The sequence below is a fragment of the Alteromonas sp. ABM1_013 genome, assembly GCF_056160505.1.
In genome coordinates this window covers 202071-221231 of the sequence record NZ_JBSWXH010000006.1, presented here as the reverse complement: position 1 = coordinate 221231, position 19161 = coordinate 202071, and the positions used below count along the sequence as shown (strand labels likewise).

At 44.1% G+C, this 19161-nt stretch carries 16 protein-coding genes; 5 read left to right on the top strand and 11 right to left on the bottom strand.

The window, feature by feature from the left end:
* Positions 1 to 13 precede the first annotated feature (13 nt).
* From ACXAGK_RS18170 to ACXAGK_RS18160, 3 genes are all read left to right on the top strand, one after another.
* Positions 14 to 763, top strand: a complete 750-nt coding sequence (locus ACXAGK_RS18170) for a SapC family protein (RefSeq protein WP_474857318.1) — start codon at positions 14 to 16, stop codon at positions 761 to 763.
* A gap of 20 nt (positions 764 to 783) precedes the next feature.
* The gene (locus ACXAGK_RS18165) at positions 784 to 2241 is read left to right on the top strand and encodes an SLC5 family protein (RefSeq protein ID WP_474857317.1); all 1458 of its coding nucleotides are present in this window, start codon (positions 784 to 786) and stop codon (positions 2239 to 2241) included.
* 271 nt (positions 2242 to 2512) lie between these two features.
* Positions 2513 to 4642: an alpha-galactosidase gene (locus tag ACXAGK_RS18160; protein ID WP_474857316.1), complete on the top strand. Its 2130-nt coding sequence runs from the start codon at positions 2513 to 2515 to the stop codon at positions 4640 to 4642.
* A gap of 83 nt (positions 4643 to 4725) precedes the next feature.
* Here the strand turns inward: ACXAGK_RS18160 and ACXAGK_RS18155 are convergent, their stop codons facing one another.
* The 8 genes from ACXAGK_RS18155 to ACXAGK_RS18120 all read right to left on the bottom strand — a co-directional run bounded on the left by ACXAGK_RS18155 (position 4726) and on the right by ACXAGK_RS18120 (position 13610).
* On the bottom strand, positions 4726 to 5019 hold the full coding sequence (locus tag ACXAGK_RS18155) for a hypothetical protein (protein WP_474857315.1): 294 nt from the start codon (positions 5017 to 5019) through the stop codon (positions 4726 to 4728).
* A 10-nt stretch (positions 5020 to 5029) separates the two neighbouring features.
* The gene (locus ACXAGK_RS18150; RefSeq protein ID WP_474857314.1) at positions 5030 to 5809 is read right to left on the bottom strand and encodes a tetratricopeptide repeat protein; all 780 of its coding nucleotides are present in this window, start codon (positions 5807 to 5809) and stop codon (positions 5030 to 5032) included.
* Positions 5810 to 5979: 170 nt separating this feature from the next.
* Positions 5980 to 7266, bottom strand: a complete 1287-nt coding sequence (locus tag ACXAGK_RS18145) for an alpha/beta hydrolase family protein (RefSeq protein WP_474857313.1) — start codon at positions 7264 to 7266, stop codon at positions 5980 to 5982.
* A 188-nt stretch (positions 7267 to 7454) separates the two neighbouring features.
* Entirely contained in the window at positions 7455 to 8039 is a 585-nt protein-coding gene (locus ACXAGK_RS18140; protein WP_334058631.1) for a single-stranded DNA-binding protein, read from the bottom strand.
* A 266-nt stretch (positions 8040 to 8305) separates the two neighbouring features.
* Positions 8306 to 9868: a sodium/sugar symporter gene (locus tag ACXAGK_RS18135; protein WP_474857312.1), complete on the bottom strand. Its 1563-nt coding sequence runs from the start codon at positions 9866 to 9868 to the stop codon at positions 8306 to 8308.
* 362 nt (positions 9869 to 10230) lie between these two features.
* Positions 10231 to 11370 (bottom strand): galactokinase, encoded by a 1140-nt coding sequence (gene galK / locus ACXAGK_RS18130; RefSeq protein WP_474857311.1) that lies wholly within the window; start codon positions 11368 to 11370, stop codon positions 10231 to 10233.
* Positions 11363 to 12418: a UDP-glucose--hexose-1-phosphate uridylyltransferase gene (locus ACXAGK_RS18125; protein WP_474857310.1), complete on the bottom strand. Its 1056-nt coding sequence runs from the start codon at positions 12416 to 12418 to the stop codon at positions 11363 to 11365. The genes galK and ACXAGK_RS18125 overlap by 8 nt, the downstream gene beginning before the upstream one ends.
* Positions 12419 to 12587: 169 nt before the next feature.
* Complete coding sequence (locus ACXAGK_RS18120; RefSeq protein ID WP_474857309.1) at positions 12588 to 13610, bottom strand: aldose epimerase family protein; 1023 nt, start codon at positions 13608 to 13610, stop codon at positions 12588 to 12590.
* A 309-nt stretch (positions 13611 to 13919) separates the two neighbouring features.
* Here ACXAGK_RS18120 and ACXAGK_RS18115 point away from each other — a divergent pair, with 309 nt between their 5' ends.
* A complete protein-coding gene (locus ACXAGK_RS18115) occupies positions 13920 to 14921 on the top strand; it encodes a LacI family DNA-binding transcriptional regulator (protein WP_474802865.1) in 1002 nt (333 codons plus the stop codon).
* A gap of 406 nt (positions 14922 to 15327) precedes the next feature.
* On the opposite strand, the gene ACXAGK_RS18110 is transcribed toward ACXAGK_RS18115, so the two are convergent.
* A complete protein-coding gene (locus ACXAGK_RS18110) occupies positions 15328 to 16191 on the bottom strand; it encodes an alpha/beta hydrolase family protein (protein WP_474857308.1) in 864 nt (287 codons plus the stop codon).
* A 210-nt stretch (positions 16192 to 16401) separates the two neighbouring features.
* Between ACXAGK_RS18110 and ACXAGK_RS18105 the strand changes: the two genes are divergently transcribed.
* The gene (locus ACXAGK_RS18105; protein ID WP_474802869.1) at positions 16402 to 17010 is read left to right on the top strand and encodes a hypothetical protein; all 609 of its coding nucleotides are present in this window, start codon (positions 16402 to 16404) and stop codon (positions 17008 to 17010) included.
* A 53-nt stretch (positions 17011 to 17063) separates the two neighbouring features.
* Here the strand turns inward: ACXAGK_RS18105 and ACXAGK_RS18100 are convergent, their stop codons facing one another.
* Positions 17064 to 17648 carry an HAD family hydrolase gene (locus ACXAGK_RS18100; protein ID WP_474857307.1) on the bottom strand — a complete coding sequence of 195 codons (585 nt, stop codon included), beginning with the start codon at positions 17646 to 17648 and terminating at the stop codon, positions 17064 to 17066.
* Positions 17649 to 17716: 68 nt separating this feature from the next.
* Positions 17717 to 19054 (bottom strand): MFS transporter, encoded by a 1338-nt coding sequence (locus tag ACXAGK_RS18095; protein WP_474857306.1) that lies wholly within the window; start codon positions 19052 to 19054, stop codon positions 17717 to 17719.
* Positions 19055 to 19161 lie beyond the last annotated feature (107 nt).

The following is a 19161-nucleotide window of genomic DNA, read 5'->3' as shown; positions in this document are numbered from 1 at the left end:
CGAGAATTATAATATGCCAACATTTGAAACCTTATCGGCTGATACCCACAGCGCTCTTACTATTGATGAGAGCAAGCTTGCTAGTACTTATTCGAAATTTCACCTTCTCAACATTGAGATAAAAGAAGCCGTCCAAGCATCTAGCGACTTCCCTCTGTTTTTCAGCAAATCTACTGATGCACAGTATTGGACAATTTCGGCCCTGTGCGGCCTAGCTCCTCAAGAAAACGTGTTTGAAACACAAGGTACATGGCTTGGTCACTATGCACCGCTTAGTCTTCGCACCTTACCTTTTATCGTACGATTGGGAAATGATGCTCAGCAGCAAGAAGTTTTAGTTGATGTCGACTCGCCAGCTGTTTCTTCTCAAAACGGTGAAGCACTCTTTTTGCCTTCCAAGCGCCCTACTGCGTACTTAAATAATAAAAAGAAATTGCTAGATGAGCGCGTTACCGCCATGCAACAAACCGCTGTAATGATGAATCAAATTAGCGAGATGGGACTCATTCATACTGTTGACTTGATTATAGAGTACAAAGACAACACCAATCAGCGCGTAGGCGGGCTAGCTACGGTGAATGAACAACGCTTACAAAACCTTACGGGTGAAGAATTGGCTAGTTTGAATCAAAAGGGCCTGCTCAACGTGCTTTTCAATATTCTCGGTTCTATTTTGCAAGTGAACCGCGTTATCCGTCTTCATAACACTAAATTCCCTGATCGCGCTGTTAACAACATTAAGTTCGAAACCAGCAAGTCATAACTGTCCTTTAGGAGTACAACATGTTTTCCAGCACTATTCAGGTGTCTGTTTTTGTCTTTGTGACTGCTTTAATTGGTTTTCTTACCTATTTAAGTTGCCGCGGACAAAATAGAAATGCCCAAAACCAAAACCGCGAATACTTTCTTGCTGGCGGAGGTCTAGCTTGGTATTTCGTTGCAGGTAGTATCACCCTTACCAACCTAAGTACCGACCAGCTAGTAGGTATGAACGGTAACCAAATGGCCTTGTTAGCCCTATGGGAGCTAGCAGCCGTTGTAGGCCTTTTCGTACTGGCAAAAGTATTTCTGCCTGTGTATTACAAGTTCAAGTGTACAACGACAACAGAACTTCTAGAGCAGCGCTATCACGACAAGCACATACGTGCGGTTATTAGTGCGCTCTTCTTTGCAGGTAGTGCTTTAATTTTCTGCCCAGCGGTAATCTATTCGGGTTCTTTGTTTATGCAGTCAATGTTTAACGTTGAGCTGCCGCTGATGTACATTGCAGTTATCTTCGTTATTGTCGGTGCTCTATACGCTATCTTCGGCGGCCTTCGCGCGGTAGCAGTGTCTGATACCTACTCAGGCGTGCTTCTTTTAACCATGGCTGTATTGGTGGTTATTCTGGCGCTTCAAGCCATCGATTATAACTTTGACGGCATTCCGCAAGAGCGACTAACCCTAATTGGCGATGATGAGTCCCCCATCCCTTGGCATACCTTACTTACCGGGATGATTTTCATTCAAATGTTTTACTGGGGAACTAACCAAGTAATTACTCAACGCGCAATGGCGGCACCTTCGTTGAAAGAAGCGCAGAAAGGCGTATTCGCTGCGGCCGGTATTCGCTTGCTGATTGTACCTGCCATAATTGTTATTCCAGGCATTGTTTCATACAAGCTATTTGGTGATATTGGTGATAGTGCTTACGGAAAAATTGTTGCAACGGTATTGCCTGATTGGCTTTCTGGCGTATTCGCAGCGGCTATGGCAGCTGCGGTGTTAACCACGTTTAACAGTAATTTGAACTCTGCTACTGCGCTATATGTTTGTGATATCCACGAAAGCTATATCAACAAAACACCTAACGTACCTAAGTTAAGCGGCTACGTGACTATTTTATTGTGCTTAGTATCGCTTGCGCTAATCCCCGTATACCAACAAGCTGATAGTATTATTAACCTAGTTCAAAAGCTGTACGGTCTATTAAGCATGCCTATTCTTTCGGTATTCATTGTTGGCCTACTGTTTAGAAACGTGCATGCTTTTGCAGCCATAGGTGCGGTACTGTTTGGCGTTTCTATTTACGCACTAATGAGCTTTGAAGCTTCACCTCTTTATGCACCATTTGGGCTTCATTACATACACCTAATGTTCGCTACTCTTATTGGCTGCGTCGCATTCGCGCTGATTGTGAACCGCGCAGTGTTTAACCAAAAGGCAGAGTTTTCGTTAGAGCTTTATAAAAAAGAAGCCTAACAAATTAGTAACATGTAGAAAAAGGATGTCGAAAGACATCCTTTTTTGTTTTTAACAATTAATTTCGTCTATATTTTATGACTATTGGTCAGACTTCATTTCCTTTGCAATGCAGACTACCATTGAAAGTAAAACGTTTACCCTAAAATTGTAGAATAGGTATAGTGAACGTGATTTAATATGCGAAATTATAGCGTAAGAAGACACTTCTTACGTTGTAAAAAAATTTGTATCGCCACCTAATTTACGTTTTATTAACGCTGAGGTTTTTATGTCGTCACTTTCTCAATTCGTACGCCTGTCGAACGAAAAAGTCACCTTAATATTCGACTGTCAGGGTCGCATGCCAAAAGTCATTTACTATGGTGCGCCATTAAGTGACAGCACAACGCCTGAAATGCTTAGCGTTTTAAACACACGCCAAGAAGCTAAATGTGCGCCGGTTATCGAGCCACCCATTACTTTAGTACCTACCCATGGTGAAGGTTGGACAGGACAGCCAGGCCTTGAAGTTTCCGGCGATGCTGACCAATGGTCAGCAGGCTTTAGCTTGGTGGATGTTAATCATAACGCGCAATCAGTCTCTTTTATTGCCGAAGACACGCATCGCGGCATGCGCCTTATTACCACTGCCGAACTCGATGCAGATACCAGTGTAGTTAAGTATGTTTCTCGCATTGAAAATAGCGGTGATACTCCACTCAACTTAACTTACTTAAATGCAGCAAGCCTTCCGCTTCCAACCACAGTGAGTAAAATTAAAACATTCGAAGGTCGTTGGTCTGCTGAATTCCAAACCAAAGATCACGACTTATTCTTTGGCAGCTACGTTCGTGAAAATCGTCGCGGTAAAACGTCTCACGACACTTTTCCTGGTTTGATTGCATTTCCTGAAGGGACAGGGGAACTTAACGGTGAGTGCTTTGGTTACCACCTTGGCGCTTCAGCGAACCATAAACTTCGCGCTGAACTCATGGCTGACGGCAGAAGCTACGTACAGTTTGGTGAGTTATTATTTCCAGGTGAAGTTGTACTTAATGCTGGCGAAAGCTATACATCACCAGTGCTTTACACCGGCTATGGCTGTGAAGGTTTTTCTTCCCTGTCGCAACAGTTCCATAACTTCATTCGCAGCAATGTGCTAAACCACAGCGCTGAATCAAAGCCTCGCCCAGTGCACTACAACACCTGGGAAGGAATTTACTTCGATCACAACGAAGACGAACTTAAAGCCTTGGCTGACAAGGTAGCTCCGCTAGGTATTGAGCGCTTTGTATTAGATGATGGTTGGTTTAAAGGCCGCAGGAACGACAAAGCTGGGCTTGGTGACTGGTTTGTAGATGAAGCTATCTACCCAGAAGGACTAGACGGGCTAATTGACCATGTTACTGGTCTTGGCATGGAATTCGGCATTTGGTTTGAGCCAGAAATGGTTAACCCAGATAGCGATTTATATCGCGCACACCCTGAGTGGGCGCTGCAAACCGAGAATAACCCTCACGTCCCTTTCAGAAATCAGTACGTATTGGATTTAACCAACCCTGAAGTGGTTGAGTACCTGTATAAAGTGATTACTGATGTACTAAAAGCCTATCCCAAAATTAGCTACATCAAATGGGACATGAACCGCGATGTAAACCATCCGGGTAACCTTCAAGGCAAACCAGCAATGCACGGCCAAATGGCAGCGCTTTACGGTTTAATTGACCGTGTAAAAGCAGCTAAGCCAGGCATCGAAATAGAAAGCTGTTGTTCAGGTGGCGGACGTGTAGATTTAGGCATATTGCCACACACAGATCGCTTCTGGACATCAGACTCTAACGACGCACTAGACCGCTTATACATTCAGCGCGGCTGCTCTTACTTCTTCCCATCTGAAGTCATGGGCGCCCACGTAGGTCCGCGTGACTGCCATATTACTGGCCGTAACCTACCTATTGAAATTCGTTCAGCAGTAGCCTTGTTTGGCCATATGGGTATAGAAATGGACCCACGTGAACTGACAGACCACGAGCAAAGCGTGCTAACAGACGCAATTTCGCTTTATAAGAAATATCGTCATATTACCCACGGCGGCGACCTATTCCGCATGGATGATGACGGCATGAATGTGAAATTTGGTTATGTGTCGAAAGACAAGCAGGAAGGTATTTTTGCATATAACAGTGTTACAGAAACCGTACGCACTACGCCGAATCGTTTCTACTTTGCAGGGCTTGATGCTAACAAGCAATACACCATTGAGCGTGTATGGCCTGAAAAGCTGAAAGAATACACTCCTTCAATTTTGCAACAAACTGAAGGGCAAGTATTCTCTGGCGAAGTCTTAATGAAATACGGTATGCAGCTGCCGGTACTCTTCCCGCAAACAGCGCTGATTTATACTGTTAAAGCCCTGTAGTTTTCTAAACGCTATGGCTTTCTAATCGCTGTGGCCTTCTAAGCGCAGCCGAAAGGAAATACGAGTAAGCGAGCTACGCGGTATTACACCGCCGCTCGCTTTTTTAGTGCCTTTTTAATTTTCTTAAGTGTTTTAGCAAAGCGTTCATCGCTGTCTTCTTTTATCGTCTCAACAAGGTTTTGCGCTTCATTCACTTTGTCTGCGTTAAGAAGAAGTTCGGCTAGGCGCAGCTGGGCCCAATTAGCTCCTGGTAAGCCTTCAGTATCAATGGTCGTAACTTGGTAGTCTTCCAAATAGCTTTTTAGCGCATTAATACCTGAAGTTGTGTACTCGCCACTTTCAACAGCAACTTGCCCTAAGCGATACTTTCCATACATAAGATTGGCTTTACGCTTTTGATACGTACTCAGTATCCGCTTTCGAAGCTGCAGTCACATCAGTATCTGATAACGGTAACAAAGTATCGTAAGATGCAGCGTACTGCTCATTACCTAAATAGAAACTACCTAGCTCAACCCTAGCGCGAATGTGGGTGCTGTCATCTTCAATTAAAGAGGCAAAGATCGCCTCTGCTTCTGCCTGCTTATCTTTTTCCAAATAAACTTTAGCTAAAGCAAACTGACCTTCGGTAGCATCAAGTTTTGAAATAGTTTGCGCAAGTTTCGTGGCCTCATCCAAATCGCCACCAGCAATAGAAGGAGCCATTAAGTAAAACTGCATTAGGGCTTGGTAAACAGCAACCTCTTTTGGGGCAATTTCCACTGCTTTTTCTAAACTCTTTTTTGCTTTTTTCGCATAGCCTAGGGCTGAAAATATACTACTTGAGGCTTGGGCTCCCATTACGCTGGCGTGTGTATGATAAGCCTTATAGTTATCACTGTAATCCTGAACAAACTGCTCTGCTGCCTCCTCGGCATCATCTAAATCTAGGTTCATCAGGGCAGAAATAAGCATGTTGTGTTGTTCTGGCGATTTGCCTTCAACGGCTTCGAGGGATTCTACAACATAATTATAGTCGCCTTGTTTGAAGTAGGCCTTTAGCGTTTCTATGTCATCGGCACTTGCTGTAGCAACGTTTTGTGCTGCCGCATAGCTTTGGGTAACGGTTATGGAAGGCATTAACAAAATAGAACACGCACATAGTGCTGACACAGTAGATTTACGCATTTTCACTTCCTTATGGTTTAGTTTATGGGTAGCTCGAAATGCCGCTTTAAAGCGCTTTTTACTATCGATGATTGATAGAAGCAGTCTTACATTACGCCACTATGCGTAAAGTTAGAAAATAAATATGTAACAAAATTAAAAAAGGATGCCGAAGCACCCTTTTCAAACTGTTATTTACTGTCCATTTCTAGCCCCAATGCCCAGCGGTCGTCGAAGCCCTTCCAGGGCTCTGGCTTCTTACCGTCTACGGGTGCTTGGGCAATACTGCCACTCACGTTCAGGTATTCACAATCATCTTTTAAACCTTTCACATGGCAGTTCATAAGCGCCAACGCAAAGTGCTCGTTGATAGCATTTAACTTTTGTACTTCCCACGCAGGTTCAATGTAGCTACCCAAATCAAACTCGCTACCATAGGCCTCTTTAGGTGCTGGGTGTGGCGCTACGTTATGACGCGCATTTTTAACCGTAAGTAGCTTGGAGCCTTCACTGCCGGTATTTTCGAATAACCACTTGATACCTTCGTAACCAGAAATATCGTCGTTATCACCTGCCACATAAAGAACCGGCACCTTGATATTGTTAAGTGATTCAACGTCAAAGAGCTGATGTTGCCCGCCCCATGGGGCAAGCGCTAGCGCTGCTTTCCAAGCTGGCAGCACATCCTTGCTACTTTCTTCGCCACCTGCGCAAGTATTTAGCGCGTCTTTAACTAGCGCTGCCATTTTAGGGTCTTGTGTACCAGTAAAGGTTGCTGCTGTTTGATCGTTAAATGCATAGCAACCACCGACTGTACTTACCGCACCATAGCCTCCCATTGAATAACCAATTACCCCTGCTTTACTTGCGTCAACATTCTCTTTGAAAAATTCGTTTTCGCTGATGCTGTTTAAAGTAAGTACTTGGTCTCGCGAGCGGTTTAGTAATGTGCTTGGAAAACCTGAATACGGGTTTTCTGCGAAGTTAACATCTTTATTCGTAGAGTCTGTGTGGTCGATTGCCGCTACTACATAGCCGTGAGACGCTAGGTGTTCACCTAAATAATACATAAGCGTGCGATAGCCAGTATAGCCATGAGATATAACTACCACAGGGTAATCAGAATCTGCTTTAGCAATAGGCGCATCTCGGCTTGCATCACCCTCAATTTCAAATACTTGACCACTTCGCGTTTCATTCACATACGTTGCCGTCTCGGCAGCACTTGAAGCTGGGTACCAGACCTCTAGCGTCAACTTACGTTCGACATCATTTCCAGCAATATCTTTCACTTTTTCTGGATACGTGGCTTCAATAGTTTTTACGCCAACTGTATGTGTACCTTTCTCACTTAGCGACGGCATCACGTCGGTAGGAAAAGGCTTATACAGCTTTTGTGCAGCTGATACTGTGGGTGAAACGATGGCGGTAGCTGAAACCAAAGCGATGGTACTAGCAAGTAGGGATAACGTTTTCATGGTGATAGGCATTTTTTTTAATTAGTTAATAAAATAATACCTTGCTGCGGATACGGCACAACCTCAAGACTATTGTTATTGATGATTTAGAAATATAAGAGGAAATAATTAGGCGAGTTTAGCTCAAAAAAAGAGCCGCTATAAGCGGCTCTTTCTATACTTTTCAACATTCTCGATTTTGTCTTAGTTCAGAACGGAATATCGTCGTCAAAGTCAAAATCTGGCTCAGCCATTGGTGGGTTCTTAGGCTGACCTTGGTTGCCACCTTGAGGCGCTTGATTGTAGCCGCCACCTTGGTTTTGATTGTAACCACCTTGTTGACCACCGCCTTGCTGTGGCGCTTGATTATAGCCGCCCTGCGCTGGTGCTTGGTTGTAACCACCTTGATTATTTTGAGGACGCTGGTAACCACCGTTACCGCCGCCACCTTCACCGCCGCGACCGCCAAGCATTTGCATTTGGTCTACGATAATTTCGGTAGTGTATTTATCCTGACCTTGCTGATCTTGCCACTTGCGCGTTTGCAATTTACCTTCAACGTAAATCTGCGAGCCCTTTTTCAGGTACTCTCCGGCAATTTCTGCTAAGCGACGGTACATTGTAAGGCGGTGCCACTCAGTGCGCTCTTGAACCTGACCCTGTTGGTCTTTCCAGCTTTCGCTAGTTGCTAGGCTTAAGTTCGCAACGGCGTTTCCGTTAGGCATGTATCTAACTTCAGGATCATTGCCAAGGTTTCCAACAAGAATAACCTTATTAACGCCTTTCGTTGCCATTGATGTCTCCTGTAATGTTTTTAGTGGCTTGCTGTATAACTCTTCTTGTAAGACATCAGCAAGCGCGAAAGTTCATCGAATATTAGCCGGTTAGTATATCGTATTTTATGAGGGAAAATTGAAATTTTTCGCCTCACGTTTACTTCACTAACTGCAACACGTTCTAGAACTTAACAAAATTTATTGTCAGCGTCTTCTGAACTTTCGCGTTGTTTTGAGCAGAGCTTAGTTAGGGCGTTACTATTAGAAACACCCTCTTGTACTTGCTACCACCACGTAATATAAAACGCTGCCGTCAAAATCACTACAGCGATTGAAGCTACGTTAAAACCACTTGTGGTTTTGAACTGCACTTTATTTATATCAACCGCGTTTTCGCTAACGCCCTTTTTCTCCAGAAGTGAAACAACTACAGCCAGAGCAACACACAGTAGGAACACGAGCCCTACACGGTCAATAAACGGTAGTTCTGGCCAGAACTGTCTGAATACAATGCTTAATAAAAATGAACCTAACGCGGCAAGCAGGCCACCGTTTGCCGTGGTTTTCTTCCAGAACATACCTAATACGAAGAGCGCACAAATGCCTGGCGTAAAGAAACCGGTAAACTCTTGAATGTATTGGAATGCTTGGTCGAAATTACCTAATAACGGTTTAGCTACCACCATAGCAATAATTAGCGCGACCAGGCTTACGATTCGCCCTACTTTTACATAGTGCTGCTGTGACTCGTTTGGGCGCTTATCTTTATAAAGGTCCATAGTAAAGATAGTGGACACGCTGTTTGTCATTGAGGCTAGTGATGACACAATAGCCGCCACAAGCGCGGCGAAGATAATACCTTTAAGGCCAACAGGCATTAGCGTCATCAAGCTTGGATAAGCTTGGTCAGGCTTAGCTAGGTCAGGCACAATTAGTACCGCAGCTATGCCAGGCAACACCACAATTAACGGCATAAGTAACTTAAGGAATGCCGCAAACGCGATACCTTTTTGGGCTTCTTGCACGCTCTTTGCCGCCAACGTACGCTGAATAATGTACTGGTTAAAGCCCCAGTACGACAGGTTCATTATCCACATACCGCCAACCAGTACAGAAATGCCCGGCAAGTCCATATAGTGCGGGTTGTCTTTTGACAAAATCATATCGAATTTTTCAGGTAGTTTATTGGTTAAATCGACAAACCCCTGAATAACACCGTTTCCATCACTGATTAGGTTTAACGCGGTATACGACAGGAACAGCCCGCCAATGACTAACAGCACCACTTGAATAATGTCGGTTAACGCTACCGCTTTTAGGCCGCCATAAAGTGAGTAGGCTAGCGAGAAAAGACCTAAGAACATCATGCCGTAAACCATATCGACACCAGCAATAGTGTTAATAGCCAGAGCACCTAGCCACAGCACAGCTGTCAGGTTTACAAAAACATAAACGCCTAGCCAGAATATTGCCATTACCTTACGCACGCGATGATCGTATCGCTGCTCTAAGAATTGAGGCATGGTGTAAATTTTATGCTTTAAAAAGATAGGTAAAAAGAACTTGCCCACAATAAGCAGTGTAATGGCAGCCATCCACTCATACGACGCTATAGCAAGCCCTAGCTGGTAGCCTGAGCCAGACATACCAATGATTTGTTCGGCAGAAATATTGGCGGCAATTAACGATGCGCCAATTGCCCACCATGGCAAGCTTGAGCCCGCTAGAAAGTAATCGTTAGTGTCTTTTTGGTGACCCTGCTTTTCGCGCGAAACCCACCACGCAATTCCGATAAGCGCGACGACGTATACCACGAACAACGTGATATCTATTGATGCTAATTTCATAGTTTTTCCCAAAGTTCTTATTTTGGGTGCGGCGATTGTTATGCAGGGTACACAGGTGAAAAATTGTTTTTATTATTTTATTGGTTGTTGCCACACCAGTGTCACGTTTTTTACAACGCGTTTTTCGCATTCTACGATAACTGTCAACCGGTCAGAAAGTCACCGATAAACGCATCGTGTTATTGCGGGTAGTATTAGTATCACACTTTGTTGATCTTTTTTAACAAGAAACATGCAATTTTGTAAAAAAAAAGCCGCTACCTATGGGAGCGGCTCAAGGGACACAAACAATTCTAACGATAAGGATTGTTTAGAAAAGGGAGAGGTTTTCGTTTCTAATCCTTGTTTTCATTCATGCGAACTTAAGCAAATGCGCCTTGTGTTGCGGTGCACACGTAGATGTCTGCATGGTAGCCAGTTTCGTCAAAGTATTTGTCTGCTACTACTTGCTTCACAACATCAACTTTGTCTGTAGGGGCAAGCGCTACTACGCAGCCGCCAAAACCACCGCCCGTCATACGGACACCGCCAGATTTGCCAAGCACTTCACCGATAATCTCAACCAAATAATCAATTGGGCGTACGGTAATTTCGAAATCATCACGCATAGAAACGTGAGACTGGGCCATAGCGTCACTTACCGTTTCAATATCACCAGACTTTAACGCTTGGCTTGCGGCCAACGTACGCGCGTTTTCAGTAATGATATGCTTTGCTCGGCGATAAACCACTTCAGGCATGTGTGCTTTGGCTTCTTCTAGCATCTCCATGGTTGCTTCGCGCAATGATGAAACACCCAGTAGCGATGCACCTTGCTCGCACTGCTGACGACGCAAGTTATATTCGCTGTCTACCAAGCCACGTTTCACATTCGAGTTGATAATCACGATTTGATGCGAGTCAGGAAGCGGTGAATGTTCGATGGCTAACGACTGACAATCAAGCAGCATTGCCATACCTTCGTTACCCATGGCTGAGATTAACTGATCCATGATGCCGCACGAACAGCCTACGAAAGTGTTTTCTGCTTTTTGACCTAATAGCGCAGCTTGTACACCATCAAGAGGCAATTCATACAATGCGCTTAGGGCTTTCAGTATTGCCACTTCAAAAGACGCTGAAGAGCTTAAACCGGCGCCTTGTGGAACATTACCCGTTACCAACAAATTTGCGCCGCCAAAATCTGGCATCGCCTCTTTTAGCACTTTCACTACGCCGCGAACATAGTTTGCCCAACCTTGTTCCTCGTCGTAATTAATGTCTGACAATGAGAACTGATTCTGCTGATTTTCGTAGTCCATCGCAGTAACCAGAATGTCATTATCGTCGCGCTTCGTTGCCGCAACCCAAGTACCAAAGTTGATAGCAGCCGGAAAGACGAACCCTTCGTTATAATCGGTGTGCTCACCAATGATGTTCACTCGACCAGGGGCGTGTGCTATTAACGTAGGCTCGTTGCCATAATGCGCTTCAAATTTAGAAGAAAGTACTTGGTTATCCATTGGTATTCTCACGTTGCTTGTAGTGCACCGTAGGCAGTGCTTTTAATCTGTCTGCCGCCTGTTCAGGGGTCAAATCTCGTTGTGCTTCGGCCATCATTTCGTATCCAACCATAAACTTGCGAACACTTGCTGAGCGCAATAGCGGCGGGAAGAAATGTGCATGAAGTGTCCACTCAGGATGGTCTTCATTATCAAATGGCGCACTGTGCCAACCCATTGAATATGGGAAAGACGTTTCAAATAAATTGTCGTATTTAGCTGTTATCTCACCAATGATTTTCGCAAGTGAAAGAGATTGCGAATCAGATAGCTTATGCAAAGATTGAACATCAAAACGTGGCAGTAATAACGTTTCAAATGGCCATGCAGCCCAATATGGCACCACAACCACCCAATCATCGTTTTGGCATACTACGCGCTCTTGCTTAATAACTTCTTGCTCAGCGTAATCCAACAACATAGGTGCGTTGTTTTCACCAAAGTACTGCTTCAGCTGTACTAATTTTTTTGCTGGGTCTGTGGGAATGTGCTGCTGCGCCCATACCTGACCATGCGGGTGAGGGTTAGAACACCCCATCATTGAGCCTTTGTTTTCAAACACCTGTACCCAACAATAGCTTTCACCTAGTTCAGCGGTTTGTTCTTTCCACGTGTTAACCACATCTACCCGTTCTTCGTCAGTAAGCTCAGGAAGTGTTTTACTGTGATCTGGAGAAAAACAAATAACGCGACTACAGCCTTGCTCTGTTTCAAATTGGAACAGACCTTTTTTCTCACTGGCTTGCTCAGTATCTTGCTTGAGCGCAGCAAAATCGTTTTGAAAAACGAAAGTGCCTTTGTAGTCTGGATTTACCTCGCCGTTGACACGCGTGTTAGTCGGGCACAGATAACAAGTAGGGTCGTAAGATGGCTTTTGTTCGTTATTCGGCTCTTCAGAAGCCCCCTGCCAAGGACGCTTAGCACGGTGTGGTGATACAAGCACCCACTCTCCCAACAACGGGTTATAACGGCGATGCGGATCATTGGTTGGGTCGAAAGGGGTTCCCATAATCACTCTCTCTGCATTAGTCAGTTACGCTGAGAAGCGCAACGTCAAATAGGGTTAAACGTTTACCCTAGTAATAATATAGCAAGATATACTGTTTATCAATTAACTAACAAAGAAAATTAATTGTTAAATTAATAACAATTAATTTTCTTTTAGCACTTCAGTGCGTTCACTCAGCGCTGAATTTATAACGAATCGTTTCCTCGTAAGTGTCACCCGGTTTTAGGAAACAATTCGGAAACGACGGTTTATTCGGGGCGTCGGGAAAATGCTGGGGTTCTAAACATAGAGCTCCTAGCTGATTACTGTCTTTTAAACTTCCCGTATAAAATTGCAGCCCCGGCAAGCTAGTAAATAACTCCATGGTCAAGCCAGTATCAGGCGCTTTCACAGTTGCTTGCGGACTATTTTCATGGGCAGGCTGAAGTACATAGTTATGGTCGTAGCCACCTACTCGGTCAAACAATGGATGTGAATTGTCTTGTTCAGCCCTTTCCTTTATTGCACGAAATGAAGTGAAATCAAAAGGTGTATCAGCGACATCAACTAAATCACCAGTTGGTAGCAGAGTACTATCTGCATCCGTCACCTTTTTTGCATCGATATGTAGCAGTGTACTACCCACTTTCTCATCGTTACTTAGTGTAAAGTAAGCATGCTGTGTAAAACTAAGGGGCGTTTCCTTATCTGTCGTTGCTTTGACTACAAGGGTTAACTCATTTTGCTGATTAAGCGTATAACACGCCTCAACACTAACATTTCCTGGAAAACCACCTTCGCCGTCTGGGCTTGATAAGGTGAATGTTACACTGGCACTCTCGGGGGATTCTTGGGTACTAGCTTGCCACAATTTTTTGTGAAAGCCGGCATGCCCTCCGTGAAGATTATGCTCTCCCCCGTTTTTATCTAACGTGTACTGCTGGCCATTTAAAGTAAATGTGCCATTCCCTATTCTATTAGCATAGCGCCCTACAATTGCACCGCGATAGCTAGGGTCATCGATATAGCCCTGCAACGTATCAAAAGTTTGAACACAGCTAATCAACTCGCCCTTCGCGTTGGGAAAATAGAGTTCCTTGATAATTCCACCATAGTTGAGCAAGGTAACTGACATCCCGTTGTCATTACTCAAAGTAAAAGCACTAACAGCTTTGCCACTTACTTCACCAAATGTCGATACGTTGATTTTCATAACAATTATTTTACCTTATCGGGTGCTCGATTAATTAATCTCGGGCAATTTTTCGTGCTCGCCTGCAAAGTTTTAGAATCGGTAGAGCGTTCAGAATTGCTAAAAGGTTATACGTTTTCCATTCTTTTTGACAGGGGTTTAGCGAAGAACTGCGTATGGTAAAACCACTTGATAGTTTTATCTATTGCTTGAGATGTGCCGCCATAGCACAGAAAGAGAGAATTTTACCTTTTTATGTAAATATAATGTACGCTATGCCAATCAGACCCCAAGGTCTTCAATGCATTAAAAAACAAAGTTAAAGAGAAAATGGCAACAATAAAAGATATAGCCCAAGCCGCTGGCGTTTCGTTAGCCACAGTATCTAGGGTTATCAATAACGGCCCAAAAGTAGGCAACGATACTCGACAACGCGTTAAAAAAATCATGGAAGAAATGGGCTACCGTCCTAACGCAAATGCACGGGCTCTCGTAACTAAACGCAGTGCCTCATTGGGTGTGGTTATTGCTGAACTCCACGATCCATTTTTCGCAATGTTAGCCCATGGTGTTGAATCCATAACGCGCAAAAATAACGTTCAAATACTATTAAGCGCGGGGTCAATTGAAAAAGAGACAGAGTTGCGCGCCATCGAAACCTTGTTAGAGCACCGTGTTGAAGCCATGGTTGTTCACAGCAAAGCTCTTGATGATAAGACGTTGATTGGCTTTGCTAACCAAGTACCAGGCTTTGTTCTAATTAACCGATACATCCCAGAAATCGCGAACCGCTGCGTATGGCTTGATAACGTGACCGGTGGCCGCCTTATGGCAGAATATGCAATCAACCAAGGGCATGAAAATGTAGCGGTAATAAGCAGCCAATACCGTATTGATGATCCGAATCATCGTCTCGAAGGAATCAGAAACGCCATCGATAGCGCAAAGCTTAGCTTACCTGAAAGCATGATTGAATACGCCACGCCTGATCAAGAAGGTGGAGAATTGGCAATGCAGAACCTGCTTGCCACAGGCGCTAAATTTACCGCTGTCTTGGCTTATAACGATGCGATGGCATCAGGTGCAATGACCATGTTACAGGATCACGGCATCTCAGTGCCCGAACAAGTATCTGTGATGGGGTATGACGATGTATTACTCGCTAAATACTGTCGCCCTAAGTTAACTACGCTGCGTTACCCTGTAGAAATGATGGCTGCAAAGGCCGCTGAGCTTGCATTGAAGTACGCGTCGGGAAGTAAGCCAGAAGAAGGCTTAACCTTTAAATATACACCTACTGTTGTGAAGCGAGATTCCGTGGTACGAGTGTAGTCTTCGGTTATCTCGTAGTTGACGATAGTAACAAGTACCCGCCTGCGGCGGGTATTTTATTTATACAGTAATAAGCCAATTTGATGAGTGATTAATCGTAATTCGCCGCATCCTCGTGCAGCCGTGTTCTAAAAATTTCATGACATGAAACTATTGACAAAAATACGCGCTTGATCGTTATGCTCCAAACTTTTATCCCCAATAGAGAAAATTGCCTGATCCTGCACCAGGTTATGATCGAAAAACAGTAGGATCAGCAACAATGGCTCTACAGCGCTTGATTTAACTGACATTTCGTGATCCGACCAGAAAGCGCTTACGAGATCGTGATCTGTTGTTTTATATGGCTATTAACAGACTTACCAACAAGGTTTTCCACTATTTATCCACAGCAGGTAAGATTGGCTTATTGAGTGAATCTCGCTAAAAATTGTTTGTACTGTTCAATGGCATAGTCACTTTTTAACGTTGCGTTGTGTGTAGCTCCAGGAATGACGGAAATGTATTTCTCACTACTAGATGCATCTTCTAATAACTGCTGACTGATAGGATAAGGCGTTATCTTGTCTTCCTCTCCGACGACTAACCACAGTGGACCTTCATAGTGACGAAGAATAGGCGCGATTTGCATGCTATGAACTTCATCGTGAAGTTTCATATTAGTAAATGAATTAGAAAAACCTGGCACCATGTTGGCGATAAGGTCTGAAATATTATTGAAAGCCCCGTCTAATACCAAAGCATCTATTGATCTATTAGCAGCAACATAGCTTGCGAAATAACTCCCTATGCCTCGCCCGTGAACAATAGTTGGAATTGAAGCATCAAATGCACTTTCTACATAATCAAATTGAGTTAACGCGTCTTGCTTGATAGCGTTAATGCTTAGGCTCTTCGCTTTATCGCTAGCCCCTACTCCCTGATAATCAAGCCACAATATATTGGCAGGCAGCTTACCCAGTCTATGAATAATACTATTATTTTCACTTACCGGCATACGATTGTCCGCGAAGAAAACAATGTTAACGATAGGGTCAGGGTATGAAACGGCAACACCTCTTAGGGTTAATCCGGCTTCATTTTTAACTTCAACACGGGTTATGCCCGCTGAAGTTTTATCTTTTTGAATAGCAGCGTGCAGCTTTGTAGTATCAAGAGGCTTTTGCTGTGTGTCTTGATAAAAAAAGGCCGAAGGGGAAACGTTAATTGCACACCCTATTAGTGAAACACTTGCAAGTACACTGATTACTGCGTTTTTAAAGGTCATCATTTAAGAACTGTCCGTGTTGATTGAAAGTAGGGAAATTTATAATAAACCTATAAGTTATCGTTAGTTGCGTAGCTGAACAAATCTTATACTCTGCTACGCTAAACAGACTGTAACAGTTTGCAACAGTTGTTAGGTTTATTCACGTTACAAATTTTCTTATACTTGAGTCTATATTACTGCCATAAGCTTTCCATAAGAAAAATTAAAATAATGAAAAATAGAGCATTTTTCTCACCCCGCATTGTGCCATCAGCACGCATGTTTGTTGCCTGCTGCACTCTACTTTTGCTCGCTGCTTGTGAGTCTACGCAATCCGAATTCGATTCTTCACTAATACCCGAGTCGCAAAAGGCCGATTATCGACTGACAATGTCTAAAGCGAAGGCTTGCCCGGTTAATTTAGCGGAGCTTATCGATACTCGATCCAGCAAAGATTTGTTAGTGGGGAGCAGTAACGTTACTGAAGATGCTCTTTATACGCTGCTGCAGCAAAGCCTAGAGCAAATGAATGTAAGCCCTGACATTGATGCAAGTAATAGCGTGAAAGTTGGGCTTAATCGCGCTTTCGTAAAAAGCTTGGGAAGTAATTTGGTTGCTACAGTTGTACTTAATGTTAGATACAAACCTGACTATGCTGAGGAGTATTCACCCGTTACTGTTTTTAGAGGCAAAAGCATGAGCGTGAATGTCAGTGAAGAAAAGAGCAATCAAATTGCTATCGATGCTATGAAAACCGCCATTGAAGATGCCACCAAACGTATAAAGTCGTCACTTTTACATAACTGTGGCGATGCGCTAAGTGAACTAGAGGCAGTATAAGCTGAAAAATTATGATAGTAGGCGCTAAACTTTAAAGCTTATGCGAATTAGATTTAATAGATAAGCCGCCTGTTATCGACCATAAAGCACGTCATGCCACCGTCTACAGCCGCTTTTCGGCCCATCTCGGTATCTTCAAACACCACACAATGCTGCGGTGCTACACCCATTAATTCAGCGGCACGCACAAAGGTTTCAGGGTGAGGTTTACCTTTAGTCACATCATCTGCCGTTACCAGCGCAGATAATTGTTCTAATAAACCATGTTCGTTTAATACCCATTGTGCATGTTGCCTTTCTGAGCCTGTCCCCACTGCAATGGGCATACTTCCCTTATAGTGATTAAACACATCCAGGGTATCTTGAATAAGCCTTGGCACATGATCTAACCCTTCAAAGGCCTGTTTTTTATATAAAGCAACCTGCGCAGGATCATGGCTTTTGCCATACTTGGCATTCATAAGATCCACTGTTTCGAAGGTAGGAACTCCACCTAAACTATGTTGATAGTCAGGGTCAAAGGGGTAGTCGAACGCGTCGCAGGTCAACTGCCAGGCATCAATATGCGCGCCCATTGAATCAACCAAGGTGCCATCCATGTCAAAAATAATAGCTTTATAACGGCTTAGGTCAATCATGGTGCTCACTTCCTTTTTAAAAGATTGGGGGATGCAAACTTATCTTGGTATTTAACGTACTGCCTCCATTATGCTGACAGTACGTCTCGCGCTTTTACCGCATCAAAGTCACGGTCCACCTTAAGATATACCGCATTATTTTGACCGTTTAATGTTACTTCCAGCACACCTGGCACCAACATTAATTCTGACTCGATTGCGGAGGCTTTTGAATTATCAAATTCAGCGTTCATCATCACACGCTTAACCCGGCTCACTTCTTTGACCCCAAGAATAATGAAAAGCCAAAGCAGAGTACTGGCAGCGCCGATGCCATACGCTAGTTCTTGCGACCAAATATCGGTAACGAAACCTGAAATTACACCACCTAAAAACGCGCCAAAAAACTGAAAACTAGCGTAAAGCCCCATGGCCGTTCCTTTTTGTCCGGCAGGCGCAATGCTCGACACCAATGCAGGAAAATTCGCTTCTAAATAATTAAAGCCAGTAAAGAAAAGAACAACGGCTGTGGTAACCCACCACCAGCTTTGGTCTTCTAAGCTAAGTGCTAAAAACGCGCCGCCCATTAACACTACACCGGTTAAAAGAAGCGATTTAGGCGTACGGCCTCTTGCTGCTCCCATCATAATGATTAGACCAACAATTGACGCACCAAGTACAGGTAAGTAAATCGTCCAGTGGCTATCTAGCGTCATATCAAAGTTCAGTAGCGTGACGGGCAGTTGTACAAACAGTAGCGTAATCAGCATGTGCAGAATCATTACGCTGACATTTAAACGCCACAACTGTGAAGAGAAGATTAAGCGCTTTAGCTGGTCTTTTTGCGGAAGGGTATCACCACTACTAAGTTGCACACCGTTTGGCACTACCCATTTAACCAGCGGCATGCAAAGAATGGCCAGAATACCAGTAATACCAAACACGCCGGCAAGCCCGTAGTTGTTAGCAATAAGAGGCCCTAAGATAACGGCTAAATAGAAAGAAAACCCAATAGCAATACCTATGATGGCTAACACTTTGGCTCGCTGACTTTCCCGGCTGACATCGGTAGCTAGCGCCATTATCGCACCTGCAATAGCCCCAGCACCTTGAAGAATACGCCCAACAATCATCATGGCCATACTGTCAGCGTTGGCTGCTACAAAGCTTCCCAATGCAAACACGGCTAACCCTAGCAAAATAACGGGTTTACGCCCCCACTTGTCAGACATCATGCCCATAGGAATTTGCAGCGCAGCCTGGGTTAAGCCATATCCACCCACGGCAAGCCCTACCAGCAACGGCGAGTAATCGGGGTAGTCCATCGCGGCTACAGCCAATACAGGCATAACCATGAACAACCCCATCATGCGTAATACGTAAACGGAGGCGAGTGCAAGCGCGGCGCGTAATTCCAAAGCGTTCAAAGCGTCTGTTTCCCTCAATAAATAAAATCAAAAAAACATAAAAGCGCGCAGAGAACACTTGTTTCTGCAGCATCAAGAATAAGGTCGCGAAGTGTAGCATAAATTGC

Bases quoted from the DNA above. Each gene is read 5' to 3' on its own strand.
- ACXAGK_RS18120 (WP_474857309.1), bottom strand. From the start codon at position 13,610: ATGAAAATCAACGTATCGACATTTGGTGAAGTAAGTGGCAAAGCTGTT.
- ACXAGK_RS18155 (WP_474857315.1), bottom strand. From the start codon at position 5,019: ATGTATGGAAAGTATCGCTTAGGGCAAGTTGCTGTTGAAAGTGGCGAG.
- galK (WP_474857311.1), bottom strand. From the start codon at position 11,370: ATGGATAACCAAGTACTTTCTTCTAAATTTGAAGCGCATTATGGCAAC.
- ACXAGK_RS18115 (WP_474802865.1), top strand. From the start codon at position 13,920: ATGGCAACAATAAAAGATATAGCCCAAGCCGCTGGCGTTTCGTTAGCC.
- ACXAGK_RS18135 (WP_474857312.1), bottom strand. From the start codon at position 9,868: ATGAAATTAGCATCAATAGATATCACGTTGTTCGTGGTATACGTCGTC.
- ACXAGK_RS18110 (WP_474857308.1), bottom strand. From the start codon at position 16,191: ATGATGACCTTTAAAAACGCAGTAATCAGTGTACTTGCAAGTGTTTCA.
- ACXAGK_RS18140 (WP_334058631.1), bottom strand. From the start codon at position 8,039: ATGGCAACGAAAGGCGTTAATAAGGTTATTCTTGTTGGAAACCTTGGC.
- ACXAGK_RS18125 (WP_474857310.1), bottom strand. From the start codon at position 12,418: ATGGGAACCCCTTTCGACCCAACCAATGATCCGCATCGCCGTTATAAC.
- ACXAGK_RS18145 (WP_474857313.1), bottom strand. From the start codon at position 7,266: ATGAAAACGTTATCCCTACTTGCTAGTACCATCGCTTTGGTTTCAGCT.
- ACXAGK_RS18105 (WP_474802869.1), top strand. From the start codon at position 16,402: ATGAAAAATAGAGCATTTTTCTCACCCCGCATTGTGCCATCAGCACGC.
- ACXAGK_RS18165 (WP_474857317.1), top strand. From the start codon at position 784: ATGTTTTCCAGCACTATTCAGGTGTCTGTTTTTGTCTTTGTGACTGCT.
- ACXAGK_RS18160 (WP_474857316.1), top strand. From the start codon at position 2,513: ATGTCGTCACTTTCTCAATTCGTACGCCTGTCGAACGAAAAAGTCACC.
- ACXAGK_RS18150 (WP_474857314.1), bottom strand. From the start codon at position 5,809: ATGCGTAAATCTACTGTGTCAGCACTATGTGCGTGTTCTATTTTGTTA.
- ACXAGK_RS18170 (WP_474857318.1), top strand. From the start codon at position 14: ATGCCAACATTTGAAACCTTATCGGCTGATACCCACAGCGCTCTTACT.
- ACXAGK_RS18100 (WP_474857307.1), bottom strand. From the start codon at position 17,648: ATGATTGACCTAAGCCGTTATAAAGCTATTATTTTTGACATGGATGGC.